Here is a 13,021-nt window from a genome sequence, read left to right as displayed (position 1 = left end):
ATCGTCCACCGCCCCCTCCGCCGCCTCCTCGGACGGGGCGGCGGAGGGGGCGGTGGACGATCCCGCGTCGTCGGCGGAGTCACCGATCACCGCCAGCTCGCCGCCGATCTCGATCGTCTCGTCCTCTTGGGCGACGATCTTCACCAGCACACCGGCCGTGGGCGAGGGGATCTCGGTGTCGACCTTGTCCGTGGAAACTTCGAGCAGCGGCTCGTCGACTTCGACCGTGTCTCCTTCCTGCTTGAGCCATCGCGTGACAGTTCCCTCGGTGACGCTCTCACCAAGCGCTGGCATCTGGACGGAGAAGGCCATGTCTGTTGACTCCTCGACGGTTGTGTTCGGGTGTGTTGAGTTGTGCCGACCGATGGTCGCGGACCATTGTGTGGTCGCAGACCATTGTGCTCGAGGCCACGGTCTCGTGCGGTGTCTTGCGGTGTTCGGTTGAGACCACACCCGATGCCGGGTATGACCTCGACCATCCTTGCACTGATCCAATCGCGGCGTTCGACGAGGGTTGGGTCACGCGCGCCCGCGCGTCCCCGCCGCCCGGCAGGGACGCGCCGGACGGATCAGCCGTTGTCCGCGATGTCCTCGATGACGGCGAAGAGGGTGCGCACCGGCACACCGGTGCCGCCCTTGCCGACGTAGCCGAACGGGCTTCCGGTGTTGAAAGCCGGCCCGGCCACGTCGATGTGGGCCCACTGCACGCCCTCGGCGACGAACTCCTTCAGATACAGGCCGGCGGCGAGCATCCCGCCCCACCGGTGCGGCGTGACGTTGGCCAGATCGGCTACCCGGGAGTTCAGGTCCGCGCGCAGCTCGGCCGGCAGCGGCATCGCCCACCCGTTCTCGCCCGCCTCCTGCGAGAGCCGTGCGACACGGTCCCGGAACTCGTCGGTGCCCATGACGCCCGGCGTCCGCGTCCCCAGGGCGACCATCTGCGCGCCCGTGAGCGTCGCGGTGTCGATCAGGTAGTCGGGCTCGTCCTCGCAGGCGCGGACGATGGCGTCGGCAAGGATGAGACGACCCTCGGCGTCGGTGTTGATCACCTCGACGGTGGTGCCGCCGTACTGGGTGAGCACGTCGCCGGGACGCTGTGCCGTCGCGGACGGCATGTTCTCGGCCATCGGCACGGTCGCGGTCACGTCTGCCGCCACCCCCAGCTTCGCGGCGAGCACGACCGTCGCGACCACCGCCGCGGCCCCGCCCATGTCGGAGGTCATGTTCTCCATCCCGGCGGCCGGCTTGATGGAGATGCCGCCGGTGTCGAACGTGATGCCCTTGCCGACGAGCGCGACCTTCGGGGCCTTGCGCTTCTTGGCGGAGTAGCTCAGCCGCACGAGCCGCGGCGGGCGCGACGACCCCTTGCCGACCCCGACGATGCCGCCGTAGCCCTGCCGCTCGAGCGCCTTCTCGTCCAGCACCTCGACCCGCAGCCCGGCGGCGGTGCCGAGCGCCTGCGCGCGCTCGGCGAACTCGGCCGGGAACAGGTGGCTCGGCGGGGTGTTGACGAACTCGCGGGCGGTGGCGACCGCCTCGGCGACGGCCGTCGCCCGGGCCAGCGCCGCCTTGACCTCGCGGGCGCGCGGCGACGCGACGAGCAGCTCGATCCGGGCGGGGGGCTGCGCGTCGTCGGAGTTCGACTTGGCGGTGCGGAACTCGGTGAACGTGTACGCGCCGAGCGCGAAGCCCTCCGCGGCGGCGCCGAGATCCACGGCGGACAGGGTCGTCGCGACCACGGAGGCGCCGGCGAGGGCGCGCGCCGCGGCGCCGGCGGAGCGGCGCACCTGTTCGGCGTCGATCTTGCCGGCGGCGCCGAGTCCGACGGCGAGCACGCTGGTGACCGGGAGGGCGGCCGGCGCGGGGATCCGCGTGACTTCCTCGGCCTTGCCCTTGGCGCCGACGGACTGCAGGGCGTCGAGCAGCCCGCCGAGGACGTCCTCGTCTACCAGTCCGTCGCCGAGCAGGGCCTCGGGACCGTCGTCGCCTGCGGTCAGGCCGATGACGAGGACGTCCGCGCGCTTGGAAACGCTTCCGGCGAGAACGAGTTCGGGAAGGGTGGGCGAAATGGCACTCACAGGCGTCTCCTAGGGGGAAGGGGGTCGTGGCACCGATGCTAATGATCCCGGGGGGTGGGATAGCGTGGGGCGCATGAGCGACCAGTCACTGCTGCAGGGCCCGATCCACGCCGTCCACACCGAACTCGGTGCGACCTTCGCGGCCTTCGGTGGCTGGCAGATGCCTGTGTCGTACGCCGGCACCGTCGCCGAGCACACCGCCGTGCGCGAGAACGTGGGCCTGTTCGACGTCAGCCATCTGGGCAAGGCCCTCGTCGCCGGCCCGGGCGCGGCCGACTACGTCAACTCGACGCTCACCAACGACCTGCGCAAGATCGGACCGGGCAAGGCGCAGTACACCCTCTGCTGTACCGAGTCCGGCGGTGTCACCGACGACCTGATCGTCTACTACGTCTCCGACGAGGAGTTGTTCCTCGTGCCGAACGCCGCGAACACCGCCGCGGTCGTCGCCGTCCTCGCCGCGAACGCGCCCGAGGGCGTGACGGTGACGAACGAGCACCGCGACCACGGCGTCTTCGCCGTGCAGGGACCGAACTCCGAAGCCGTCCTGCAGGGGCTGGGGCTGCCCACCGACCTCGGCTACATGAGCTTCGTGGATGCGCAGTGGAACGGACTGCCGGTACGCGTGTGCCGCACCGGCTACACCGGTGAGCGCGGCTTCGAGCTGGTGCCGCGCTGGGCCGACGCCGAGGCGCTGTTCCGGGAGCTGGCCGACGCCGTGCGCGCCGCCGGCGGTCAGGTTGCCGGGCTGGGCGCCCGTGACACTCTGCGCACCGAGATGGGCTACCCGCTGCACGGGCACGAGCTGTCGGAGGCGATCTCGCCCCTGCAGGCCCGCTGCGGCTGGGCGGTGGGCTGGAGCAAGCCGGCGTTCCGGGGGCGTGCGGCGCTCGTCGCGGAGAAGGAGTCCGGTCCCGCGCGACGGCTGTGGGGGCTGCAGGCGCTCGACCGTGGCGTGCTGCGGCCGGACCTGAAGGTGTTGCGCGACGGAAACACGATGGGGGAGACCACGTCCGGCACGTTCTCCCCGACGCTCAAGGTCGGCATCGCGCTGGCCCTGCTCGATACGGCGGCGGGCCTCGCCGCCGGCGACGAGGTCACGGTCGAGGTCCGGGGACGCGCCCTGCGCGCCCAGCTGGTCGTCCCCCCGTTCGTCCCCGACCACACCAAGTAGGGCGGTGCGGGCGGTTCGATAGGATCAACGGTCATGACCGGTGTCCTCGAATTCGCCCACATTCCGCATCCCTCGCCCGCCTCCGCGGAGCGGCGTGGAGAGATATTGGCGGATCCGGGGTTCGGCCGGTATTTCACCGATCACATGGTCACGATCGACTACACCGAGGGCCGCGGCTGGCACGACGCCACCGTCCAGCCGTACGGGCCGATGCAGCTCGATCCGGCCGCGATGGTGCTGCACTACGGGCAGGCGATCTTCGAGGGCCTGAAGGTCTACCGGCAGCCCGACGGCAGCATCGCGGCGTTCCGCGTGTACTCCAACGCCGAACGGATGCGCCGGTCCTCGCGGCGCCTGGCGATGGCCGAGCTCCCGGACGAGTTGTTCGTCCGTTCGATCGCGGAGCTGGTCGAGGCCGACCACGAGTGGGTGCCCGCCGCCGGCGGCGAGGAGTCGCTGTATCTGCGGCCGTTCATGTTCTCCACCGAGGCGGGTCTCGGCGTGCGGCCCGCGAACCAGTACCGGTACATGCTGATCGCGTCCCCGGCCGGCGCGTACTTCCCCCGCGGCGTCAAGCCGGTGAGCGTGTGGATCTCGCAGGAGTACGTGCGGGCCGCGCCGGGCGGCACGGGCGACGCCAAGTTCTCCGGGAACTATGCCGCGTCGCTGCTGGCGCAGGCACAGGCCACCGAGCAGGGCTGCGACCAGGTCGTGTGGCTCGACGCCGTCGAGCGCCGCTACATCGAGGAGATGGGCGGCATGAATCTGTGCTTCATCTTCGGATCGGGTGCCGACGCGAGGCTGGTGACGCCGGAGCTGTCCGGCTCGCTGCTGCCCGGGATCACCCGTGACTCCCTGCTCACCCTGGCGAGGGACGCCGGCCTCGAGGTGGAGGAGCGCAAGATCTCGGTGGACGAATGGGAGTCGAAGGTCGCCGACGGCGAGATCACCGAGGTCTTCGCGTGTGGCACGGCGGCGGTCATCACCCCGGTCGGCACCGTCAAGAGCCGGGACGGCGAGTTCACCGTGGCCGACGGCGAGCCCGGCAAGGTCACCATGGCCCTGCGCGACACCCTCACCGGCATCCAGCGCGGGACGTTCGCCGACACCCACGGCTGGCTCACCACCCTGCGCTGAGCGCGGCCGGTCCTACGCGACGGTCGCGCTCAGCGCCGCGGCCACGATCGTCACCGTCGTCTCGAGGCCGGCCCCGAGCGCGTCGCCGTTGAGACCGCCGAACCGGCGGACGCAGTGCCGCACCAGCAGCAGTGCAGCACCGAGTGCCACGGCGACCGTCGCCGGGCCGGCCCACCAGGAGCCGGGCACGCACCAGGCCGCCGCGACGACCGCGCCACCGGCCCACACGGCGCCTACCCCGAGCGGCTGTGTCCCCGCCACCAGGGCACCGAACCCGCTGCCCGGCGCTGCGGCCACGCCGCGGCGACAGGCGAGGACGACCGCGACCCGGCCGGCGGTAACGGCGAGGATCACGGCGGGCCAGGATCGCGCGTCGGCGAGCGCCCCGAAGGAGGCGGCCTGCGCACCGAGCACGACCACCAGGGTGGCCACCCCGAACGGCCCGGCGCCGCCCGACTTCATCACCTCACGAGCCCGCTCCGGCGGTCCGTAGCAGCCGAGGCCGTCCGCCGTGTCGCACAGGCCGTCGAGGTGCATGCCCCGCGTCGCGAGGCCCAGGAACCCCACCCCGATCAGGCCGGCGAGCAGGGGAGTGCAGCCGACGGCGACCGCCGCCCACAGCACGCCCGCGGCGGCGAGACCCAGCACGAGTCCGGCCACCGGCGCCGCGGCGATGGCCGCGCCCCCGGCGCCGCGATCGATGCGCCCCGGTCCCCGAACCGGCAGCACGGTGAGCCAGGAGAGGGCGAGGGCGATGCCGCGCATCAGTCGTCGCGCGGATCGGCGACCGGCGTGGCGTCCTCGTCCCGGGTGCTCACGCCGGCCTCGGCGAACGTCGCCATGTTCGTGAGGATCGCCACCGCGCCGTGCAGGATCGGCAGCGCAGCGACCGCCCCCGAACCCTCGCCGAGGCGCATCCCGAGGTCGACGAGGGGATCCAGGTTCAGGTGCCGCAGGGCCAGCGTGTGGGCCGGTTCGGTGGAGCGGTGCCCGGCGATCCACCAGTCCCGGGCCCCCGGGGCGAGTTCCTCGGCGACGAGCGCCGCGGCGGTGACGACGACCCCGTCGAGCACGACCGGGGTCCGGCGTACCGCCGCCTGCGCGAGGTACCCGGCCATCGCGGCGAGGTCGGCGCCTCCGGCGGTGCGCAGCAGCGCCACCGGGTTGCGGGCGTGAGGCCGGGCGCGGCGCATCGCGTCACGGATCGCGGCGACCTTGCGCATCCAGGCGGCGTCGTCGATGCCGGTGCCGCGTCCCACGGCCGCGACGGGTTCGGTGCCGGTGAGGGTGGCGATCAGCGCCGTCGCCGGGGTGGTGTTGCCGATCCCCATGTCGCCCGCGACGAGCAGGTCGGCTCCCGAGTCGACCTCCTCGTCGGCGACGGCTCGCCCGGCGGTGATCGCCTGGACGGTCTCTTCCTCGGTGAGCGCGTCCTCCCGGTCGATGGAGCCGCTCGACCGGCGCACCTTGTGTGCGGAGACCGCCGGATCCGTGTCACCGTCGACGGCCATGTCCACTACCCGGACCCCGGCACCGGCGGTGGCGGCGAGAACGTTGACCGCGGCGCCGCCGGCGAGGAAGTTGGCGACCATCTGAGCGGTCACCTCGGGGGGATACGCCGAGACGCCGCCGCGGGCGACACCGTGATCGCCGGCGAACACCACCACGCGGGGACGGGTGAACGGGCGGGGCGGCACCTGCCCCTGGCAGGACGCGACCCAGCACCCCAGCTCCTCCAGCCGGCCGAGGGAACCGGCAGGCTTGGTGAGATCGCGCTGCCGGTCGTCGGCGCGCCGGCGGACCTCCCGGTCGGGGGCGACGACGGGTGGGAAGACGACGTCGGCGGAGTGGACGGATTGGCTGCTCACGGGGCACCTTTCACGAAGTGGCGGAGGCCGAAGCCACCGCTGGACGCTATCAACCGGTGCAGTGGCAGAAAATCGACGGTGGATGGCTTTGCTGCCACTGTTTCGGGAGTTGCAGCGGCGACAGACTGTCCGTCATGAGCCAGGTCGTCGTGATCGTCCTCGTGTTGGCCGCGCTCGTCGCCGGCCTCGAACTCGCGCGGGCCCGTTCCCGTCCCGCCCTGCGGTGGGTGACGCGGGCCTGGTGGCGCCACAACCACTTCCGGCCGCAGGATCCGTCGCCCCTCCGCGGCGACCCGTCGGCCGGCTGGGTGCGCAGCACGATCGATGCGCGCCGAGCGCCGCATCACTGACCGGCGTGCAGGCCCGGTGCGGTCAGACGGCGTCGCCGGGGGACACCCGCGGCAGCGGCGCCCGGAGCTTGCGGATCTGCGAGGCTCGCACGAACGCATACCACCCCAGGCCGAAGCCGCCCTCCGTGGTGTCGGGGAAGCGGGCCCGGGCCTTCTTGTTCACGAGGCGGCCGAGGTAGATCCCCTCGATCACCATGAGCACGATCATCGCGAACATCGCGAGCGTGACGTACTGCTGGACCACCGGCCCGAGGAACATCGTCATGATCAGGATCAGCGCCATGGGCATGAACAGGCCCACGAGGTTGCGGCGGCTGTCCACCAGGTCGCGCACGTAGGCCCGCACAGGCCCCTTGTCGCGGGGCAGCAGGTACTTCTCCTCGCCCGCGAGCATGCGGGTGCGGCGCTCGCCGGCGGCGGCGCGGCGCTCCGCGGACTGCGCCTTGCGCTCCGCCTTGGAGAGGGACTGCTTCGCCGCCTTGCGGCGCGCCCTGGCTTCCTTGGCGGTCAACGGGGCCGGAGCGACGGGACCGCGGCGGCGGGCCTCGGCCTCCCGGCGCTTCGGAGTGGGGCGACCCTTGCCGGTCGTCGCCTTGCCGGCCTCGGACTGCGGGGCGGCGACGGACTCGGACGCGCCGAGGTCCCCGTTGTCGGATTCGTCGGAACCGCCGCGGCGTAGCAACTTCACCCCTCCAGGCTATGGGAAAACTGTCCCGGCCGGAAAATCGCCCCCGGTCAGGCCCGCGTGCGGTCCGAGGCGGGCATGAGGAATAGATGCGCGCGCGGTACCGTTGAGGCAACCGGGTTTGAACACGAAAGACTAGGGAGCGCCCATGACTGTGCAGGAAGAGACCGCCACTCACGGCGTCACCATGACCGAGGCCGCCTCCGCCAAGGCGAAGGCGCTGCTCGACCAGGAGGGCCGCGACGACCTCTCGCTGCGCATCGCCGTGCAGCCGGGTGGGTGTGCGGGCCTTCGCTACCAGCTGTTCTTCGACGACCGGACGCTCGACGGTGACCTCACCCGCGACTTCGGCGGCGTCATCCTCGCCGTCGACCGCATGAGTGCCCCCTACGTCGAAGGCGCGTCGATCGACTTCGTCGACACCATCGAGAAGCAGGGCTTCACGATCGACAACCCGAACGCCACCGGCTCCTGCGCCTGCGGCGATTCGTTCAACTGACGTAAGTCCGCGCCGTGTCCGAAGGACGCGGTCCGCACTGCGGCCCCGACGCGCACTCGCGTCGGGGCCGCAGTGCGGTGCGAGTGGGTGCGGGTAGCGTGAGATCGGTCCCAGTCCTTCGCTGAAAGGCCCAGCCACGTGACCATCGCCGTGACCGGTTCCATCGCCACCGACCACCTCATGCGTTTCCCCGGACGCTTCGCCGAGCAGCTCGTCGCAGACCAGCTCAGCCACATCTCGCTCAGCTTCCTGGTCGACGACCTGGTGGTCCGTCGCGGGGGCGTGGGCGGCAACATCGCCTACGCGATGGGCGTGCTCGGCGGGTCGCCGGTGCTCGTCGGGGCGGTCGGCGCCGACTTCGCCGAGTACCGTGCGTGGCTCGAGGGCAACGGCGTCAACTGCGACCCCGTGCACGTGTCGCAGACCGCGCACACGGCGCGCTTCGTGTGCACGACCGACGAGGCGATGGCACAGATCGCGTCGTTCTACCCCGGCGCGATGTCCGAGGCCCGGGACATCTCCCTCGCCGACGTGACCGGGCCGCACGGGGTCGACCTGGTCCTGATCGGCGCCAACGACCCGGAGGCGATGGCTCGGCACACCGACGAGTGCCGTCAGCTCGGCATGCCGTTCGCGGCCGACCCGTCCCAGCAGCTCGCCCGTCTCAGCGGCGACGAGGCGGCCCGGCTGATCGACGGTGCCGCCTACCTGTTCACCAACGAGTACGAGTGGGGACTCCTGCAGCAGAAGACCGGCCTGTCCGAGGAGCAGATCCGGGGAATGGTCGGCCTGCGCGTCACCACGCTCGGCGGCCACGGCGTCGAGATCGTCGAACGGGACGGCCACCGGATTCACGTCGGCGTCGTGCCCGAGCGGGCCAAGGTGGATCCCACCGGCGTCGGCGACGCGTTCCGGGCGGGCTTCCTGCTGGGACACCGGGCCGGCCTCAGCCTCGAGCGTGCCGCCCAGCTCGGCTCGCTCGTTGCGGTGCTCGTACTCGAGACCACCGGCACCCAGGAATGGACCTTCGACCGCCCCGACGCGGTCAAGCGGCTGGCGGTCGCGTACGGGCAGACGGCCGCGGACGAGATCGCCGCGATCCTGCCGTGACCGCCCGGTGTGTCCTTCGGGCGGTTCCCACCGCCCGAAGGACACACCGGCCGCGTAGCGGCCCTACACCTCGACCGGGTAGGCCGGCTCCTGGATCTCCGGCACGATGCGCTGCTCGACGAAGATGCCGTGCCAGATCATGAACACCAGCACCGTCCACAGCCGACGACTGTGATCGACGCGGCCCTCGCGGTGCTCGTCGAGCATCCGGCCGACGGCCGCCTTGTCCAGCAGGTGCTCGGTGCCCGACTCGGCGATCACGGCGCGAGCCCACTCGAACAGCTCCGGGCCGCGCAGCCAGTGCCGCAGCGGCACGGGGAAGCCGAGCTTGGCGCGGTGCAGGACGTGCGGCGGGACGATGCCCTCGAGGGCCTGGCGCAGCGCGTACTTGGTGGTGTTCTTCGTGATCTTCTGATCCAGGGGTACCTGCGAGGCGACGCGGAAGACCTCCGGATCCAGGAACGGCACCCGCAACTCCAGCGAGTTCGCCATCGTCATCTTGTCGGCCTTGACGAGGATGTCGCCGCGCAGCCACGTGAACAGGTCGAGGTGCTGCATCCGCGCGACGGGATCCCAGCCCGCGGAGCGGGCGTAGATCGGCGCGGTGACGTCCTGATGCGTCCATTCCGGACGGAAGTCGCGCAGCACCGCCCGCAGCTGCGCGTCGTTGAAGCTGCGGGCGTTGCCGTAGTACCGCTCCTCGAGGGTCATCGACCCGCGATGCAGCAGGCTCTTGCCGCGGGTGCCCTCGGGGATGCGCTCCGACAGCTTCCCGGCCGCGCGCCGCAACGGCTTCGGCAGGTACTCGAACGGCTTCAGCGACAGCGGCTCGCGGTAGATGGTGTAACCGCCGAACAGCTCGTCGGCGCCTTCCCCGGAGAGCACCACCTTCACGTGCTTGCGGGCCTCCTTGGCGACGAACCACAGGGGCACCAGCGCGGGATCGGCGACGGGGTCGTCCAGATACCACACGATCTCGGGGATCGCCGCGGCGAACTCGGCGGGGGAGACGACCTTGACGACGTGGCGGGCGCCGATCGCGGCGGCGGACTCGGCCGCCACGTCGACCTCCGAGTAGCCCTCGCGCTCGAACCCGGTGGTGAACGTGATCAGGTTCGGATTGTGCCGCATCGCGAGCGCCGCGACGGCCGTGGAGTCGATGCCGCCGGACAGGAACGACCCGACCGTCACGTCGGCACGCATGTGCTTGGCGACGGAGTCCTCGAGCGCCTCGGCGATCTCCCGGTACCGGTCGCGCTCGCGGCCCGCGGCGAAGGGCCGGACCGGGAAGGTCGGCTCGAAGTAACGGGTGATCTCCGGCCGGCCACCCGGCCGCACCCGGGCGTAGCAGCCGGACTCGAGCCGCCGGATCTCCTTGTGCAGAGTCTCCGGCTCGGGAACGTACTGCAGCACCGTGTAGTGCTCGACGGCCCGGGGGTCGAGGTCGGTGCCGATCCCGATCAGATCGACCAGCTCCAGCAGGCTCTTCTTCTCGCTGCCGAACGCGGTGCCGCCGGTGCCCGTGGCGAGGAACAGCGGCTTGATGCCGAACGGGTCGCGGGCGAGGAACAGCTCGCGCGTCTCGGTGTCCCAGATCGCGAACGCGAACATGCCCCGCAGCCGTCGCACCGCCTCCGTACCCCAGTGGTGGTACGCGGCGACGATGGTCTCGCTGTCCCCCTCGGTGGCGAACTGCGCCCCGTACTTCTCCGCCAGCTCGGCCCGCAGCTCCACGTAGTTGTAGATCTCGCCGTTGAAGGTCAGGGCGTAGCGCTCCGGGGACTCCGGGGGCCCCCACCGCAGCGGCTGGTGCGAGTGCGCGATGTCGATGATCGACAGCCGGTTGAACCCGTAGACCAGGTCGCCGTCGTGCCAGGTGCCGTGCTCGTCCGGTCCGCGGTGGCGCAGGCAATGCATCGCGGAGTCGACCCTGGCGACGGCGTCGTCGCTGGTGCCGTCAGTGGTCAGTAACCCGAGCAGTCCGCACACGGCGTCCGATACCTCATTCCGATTGGGATGGATTCGGCCCCCGGGATGTTGCCGCAGCAGGGACCGACGGTCTGCATGGCAGTATGCCGCAGCCCGGGGGGCGCGGCAGCCGGTGGCCGGCGTCGACCCGGGCCGTGAGCAGCGGGCACGCGACGACGCGACACGTTGTGTGCGCCCCGGGGATGGATCGCGGCCGGGTTTGGTCTACGCTGCGTAGTAATTGGGTCTGCCCTCCGGGTGTGCCCTAGTGGAATTGCGGCGATCAGGAAGGCGTGAACGTGGCGCAAGGTCGGATCCTTCGGCGGTTCGGGCTGGCAGCATCTCTCGGTATTGCAGCCGTGCTGCTGACGGGATGTAGCAGCGAGGAAGTCCTGCGTTTCGGCTGGCCGGAGGGGATTACCCCGCAGGCCGAGCGTATGCGTGAACTGTGGACGTGGTCGGTCGTCGCCGCCCTCGTCATGGGTGTGCTGGTGTGGGGCCTGACCTTCTGGGTGGTCATCTTCCATCGCAAGAAGAAGGACTCGCCGGAGTTTCCGCGGCAGACGGCCTACAACGTGCCGCTCGAGCTGCTGTACACGGCGGTGCCGTTCGTCATCATCGCGGTGCTGTTCTACTTCACCGTGGTGGTGCAGAACTACGTCCTCGAGAAGGAGGACAACCCGAACGTCGTCGTCGACGTCACGGCGTTCCAGTGGAACTGGAAGTTCGGCTACCGCACCGTCGACCTCGGTGAGGGCACGGCGCGCTACGAGGGGACGGACGAGATCGCGCAGGCCGCGGTCGAGGGCGACACCGAGGAACATGCCGGCGGCGAGCACGAGATCCCGGCCCCGATCCACGGGCAGGAGACCGAGGACCTGTCGTACCTGCACTACAACAAGATCGAGACGATCGGCACCAGCAACGAGATCCCGGTTCTCGTTCTGCCGACCGATCGCCGGATCGAGTTCGTGCTCGCCTCGTCCGACGTGATCCATTCCTTCTGGGTGCCCGAGTTCCTGTTCAAGCGTGACGTCAACCCGAATCCGCTGAACAACAGCTCCGACCCGGTCTTCCAGATCTCCGAGATCCAGGAGGAGGGCGCGTTCGTCGGCCGCTGTGCCGAGATGTGCGGCACCTACCACGCGATGATGAACTTCGAGGTCCGCGCCGTGAGCCCGGAGCGGTTCGCGGAGTACATCGAGCTCCGCAAGCCCGTCGAGGACGGTGGCGAGGGCCTGACCAACGCGCAGGCGCTCGAGCGCATCGGCGAGTCCCCGGTCGCGACGTCCACCACCCCGTTCAAGACCGACCGCACCGACCGCGCGGCCAGTGGTGTCGTCACCGCGGGCAACTGACCGGTAAACCTCCGACCAAGGACAAGCTGATATGAAGATCGAAGCCAAGCTCTTCGAAGTCGTGACGGTGTTCTTCGTGCTCGTCGCCATCGTGTACGGAGTGTTCACCGGCCTGTCCCGCACGGGCATCGAGTGGGCCGGCCTGACGGCGATCGTGCTCTCCGCCGGCCTGACGCTCATCGTCGGCACCTACTTCCGGTTCGTGGCCCGTCGCCTCGACACCCGTCCGGAGGACTACGAGGAGGCCGAGATCAGCGATGGCGCAGGCGACCTGGGCTTCTTCAGTGCGGGTAGCTACTGGCCGATCCTGCTGGCCGGGGCTGCTGCCTTCGCCGCCATCGCGCTGGCCTTCTTCCAGCCGTGGCTGATCGTGCTCGCCGTGGTCCTGATCCTCGCTGCCGCGGCCGGCCTGGTGTTCGAGTACCACGTCGGACCCGAGAAGCACTGAGCGCGCACAGCGCGTAGATCCGACGCCTCGGGGCGGCCTCACCATGTGGTGAGGCCGCCCCGAGGTCTATCCGCGCCCGGACTGCTGAGGCTGGGGCGCTTTCGCTGCGCGCGGCGGCTCGCCTCGCGATCCGGCCGGTATTATCCGGGCACTCGTCCCACGGCGCGCTCGGAAACGGATCGACGCCGGGGTCGACCAGGTAGGTTCGCGGCGTGCCACTGTGCCGACCCGCCCGAACGTCCGCGACCGCACCGGTGACGAGGGCGTACGCCGCCTCGTGCAGTACGTCGACCGCTGGTTCCGAGCGCGGCCAGGTCTGCGCCCGGATCCCGCGCGACGGGTGCTG

The 13,021-nt window shown here is 70.8% G+C and carries 13 protein-coding genes; 7 read left to right on the top strand and 6 right to left on the bottom strand.

What is annotated here, in order from left to right; translation table 11 throughout:
* Positions 1 to 312 (bottom strand): biotin/lipoyl-containing protein (locus G6038_RS19930; RefSeq protein ID WP_346772865.1); only part of this gene is annotated, 312 nt, incomplete at its 3' end.
* A gap of 257 nt (positions 313 to 569) precedes the next feature.
* Positions 570 to 2,078 (bottom strand): leucyl aminopeptidase, encoded by a 1,509-nt coding sequence (locus G6038_RS19925; protein ID WP_165039508.1) that lies wholly within the window; start codon positions 2,076 to 2,078, stop codon positions 570 to 572.
* A 73-nt stretch (positions 2,079 to 2,151) separates the two neighbouring features.
* Here G6038_RS19925 and gcvT point away from each other — a divergent pair, with 73 nt between their 5' ends.
* The gene (gene gcvT / locus G6038_RS19920; RefSeq protein WP_165039507.1) at positions 2,152 to 3,252 is read left to right on the top strand and encodes a glycine cleavage system aminomethyltransferase GcvT; all 1,101 of its coding nucleotides are present in this window, start codon (positions 2,152 to 2,154) and stop codon (positions 3,250 to 3,252) included.
* Positions 3,253 to 3,285: 33 nt separating this feature from the next.
* Positions 3,286 to 4,389 carry a branched-chain amino acid aminotransferase gene (locus G6038_RS19915; RefSeq protein WP_165039506.1) on the top strand — a complete coding sequence of 368 codons (1,104 nt, stop codon included), beginning with the start codon at positions 3,286 to 3,288 and terminating at the stop codon, positions 4,387 to 4,389.
* A gap of 12 nt (positions 4,390 to 4,401) precedes the next feature.
* Here G6038_RS19915 and G6038_RS19910 read toward each other — a convergent pair whose 3' ends face one another.
* Both G6038_RS19910 and cobT read right to left on the bottom strand, forming a co-directional pair.
* A complete protein-coding gene (locus tag G6038_RS19910) occupies positions 4,402 to 5,154 on the bottom strand; it encodes an adenosylcobinamide-GDP ribazoletransferase (protein WP_165039505.1) in 753 nt (250 codons plus the stop codon).
* A complete protein-coding gene (gene cobT, locus G6038_RS19905) occupies positions 5,154 to 6,257 on the bottom strand; it encodes a nicotinate-nucleotide--dimethylbenzimidazole phosphoribosyltransferase (protein ID WP_165039504.1) in 1,104 nt (367 codons plus the stop codon). Before cobT ends, G6038_RS19910 begins: the two co-directional genes overlap by 1 nt.
* 134 nt (positions 6,258 to 6,391) lie before the next feature.
* Here cobT and G6038_RS19900 point away from each other — a divergent pair, with 134 nt between their 5' ends.
* Positions 6,392 to 6,607: a hypothetical protein gene (locus G6038_RS19900; RefSeq protein ID WP_165039503.1), complete on the top strand. Its 216-nt coding sequence runs from the start codon at positions 6,392 to 6,394 to the stop codon at positions 6,605 to 6,607.
* A 22-nt stretch (positions 6,608 to 6,629) separates the two neighbouring features.
* Here the strand turns inward: G6038_RS19900 and G6038_RS19895 are convergent, their stop codons facing one another.
* A complete protein-coding gene (locus G6038_RS19895) occupies positions 6,630 to 7,295 on the bottom strand; it encodes a DUF3043 domain-containing protein (RefSeq protein ID WP_165039502.1) in 666 nt (221 codons plus the stop codon).
* A 145-nt stretch (positions 7,296 to 7,440) separates the two neighbouring features.
* Between G6038_RS19895 and G6038_RS19890 the strand changes: the two genes are divergently transcribed.
* The gene (locus G6038_RS19890) at positions 7,441 to 7,791 is read left to right on the top strand and encodes an iron-sulfur cluster assembly accessory protein (RefSeq protein ID WP_029544238.1); all 351 of its coding nucleotides are present in this window, start codon (positions 7,441 to 7,443) and stop codon (positions 7,789 to 7,791) included.
* 138 nt (positions 7,792 to 7,929) lie between these two features.
* Positions 7,930 to 8,901 (top strand): carbohydrate kinase family protein, encoded by a 972-nt coding sequence (locus G6038_RS19885; protein ID WP_165039501.1) that lies wholly within the window; start codon positions 7,930 to 7,932, stop codon positions 8,899 to 8,901.
* A 63-nt stretch (positions 8,902 to 8,964) separates the two neighbouring features.
* On the opposite strand, the gene asnB is transcribed toward G6038_RS19885, so the two are convergent.
* A complete protein-coding gene (gene asnB, locus G6038_RS19880) occupies positions 8,965 to 10,890 on the bottom strand; it encodes an asparagine synthase (glutamine-hydrolyzing) (protein WP_165039500.1) in 1,926 nt (641 codons plus the stop codon).
* A gap of 272 nt (positions 10,891 to 11,162) precedes the next feature.
* Here asnB and G6038_RS19875 point away from each other — a divergent pair, with 272 nt between their 5' ends.
* Both G6038_RS19875 and G6038_RS19870 read left to right on the top strand, forming a co-directional pair.
* Positions 11,163 to 12,227: a cytochrome c oxidase subunit II gene (locus tag G6038_RS19875; RefSeq protein ID WP_165039499.1), complete on the top strand. Its 1,065-nt coding sequence runs from the start codon at positions 11,163 to 11,165 to the stop codon at positions 12,225 to 12,227.
* 31 nt (positions 12,228 to 12,258) lie between these two features.
* On the top strand, positions 12,259 to 12,675 hold the full coding sequence (locus G6038_RS19870) for a cytochrome c oxidase subunit 4 (protein WP_010594341.1): 417 nt from the start codon (positions 12,259 to 12,261) through the stop codon (positions 12,673 to 12,675).
* Positions 12,676 to 13,021 lie beyond the last annotated feature (346 nt).

It is taken from the genome of Rhodococcus sp. 14C212, from assembly GCF_011058195.1.
Taxonomy (GTDB): Bacteria; Actinomycetota; Actinomycetes; order Mycobacteriales; family Mycobacteriaceae; genus Rhodococcus; species Rhodococcus aetherivorans.
This window is presented reverse-complemented; position numbering and strand designations above follow the sequence as displayed.

What these genes read in the sequence shown, in the direction of transcription:
- gcvT (WP_165039507.1), top strand. Translation starts at nt 2,152, where the DNA reads ATGAGCGACCAGTCACTGCTGCAGGGCCCGATCCACGCCGTCCACACC.
- G6038_RS19915 (WP_165039506.1), top strand. Translation starts at nt 3,286, where the DNA reads ATGACCGGTGTCCTCGAATTCGCCCACATTCCGCATCCCTCGCCCGCC.
- G6038_RS19910 (WP_165039505.1), bottom strand. Translation starts at nt 5,154, where the DNA reads ATGCGCGGCATCGCCCTCGCCCTCTCCTGGCTCACCGTGCTGCCGGTT.
- G6038_RS19900 (WP_165039503.1), top strand. Translation starts at nt 6,392, where the DNA reads ATGAGCCAGGTCGTCGTGATCGTCCTCGTGTTGGCCGCGCTCGTCGCC.
- G6038_RS19890 (WP_029544238.1), top strand. Translation starts at nt 7,441, where the DNA reads ATGACTGTGCAGGAAGAGACCGCCACTCACGGCGTCACCATGACCGAG.
- G6038_RS19870 (WP_010594341.1), top strand. Translation starts at nt 12,259, where the DNA reads ATGAAGATCGAAGCCAAGCTCTTCGAAGTCGTGACGGTGTTCTTCGTG.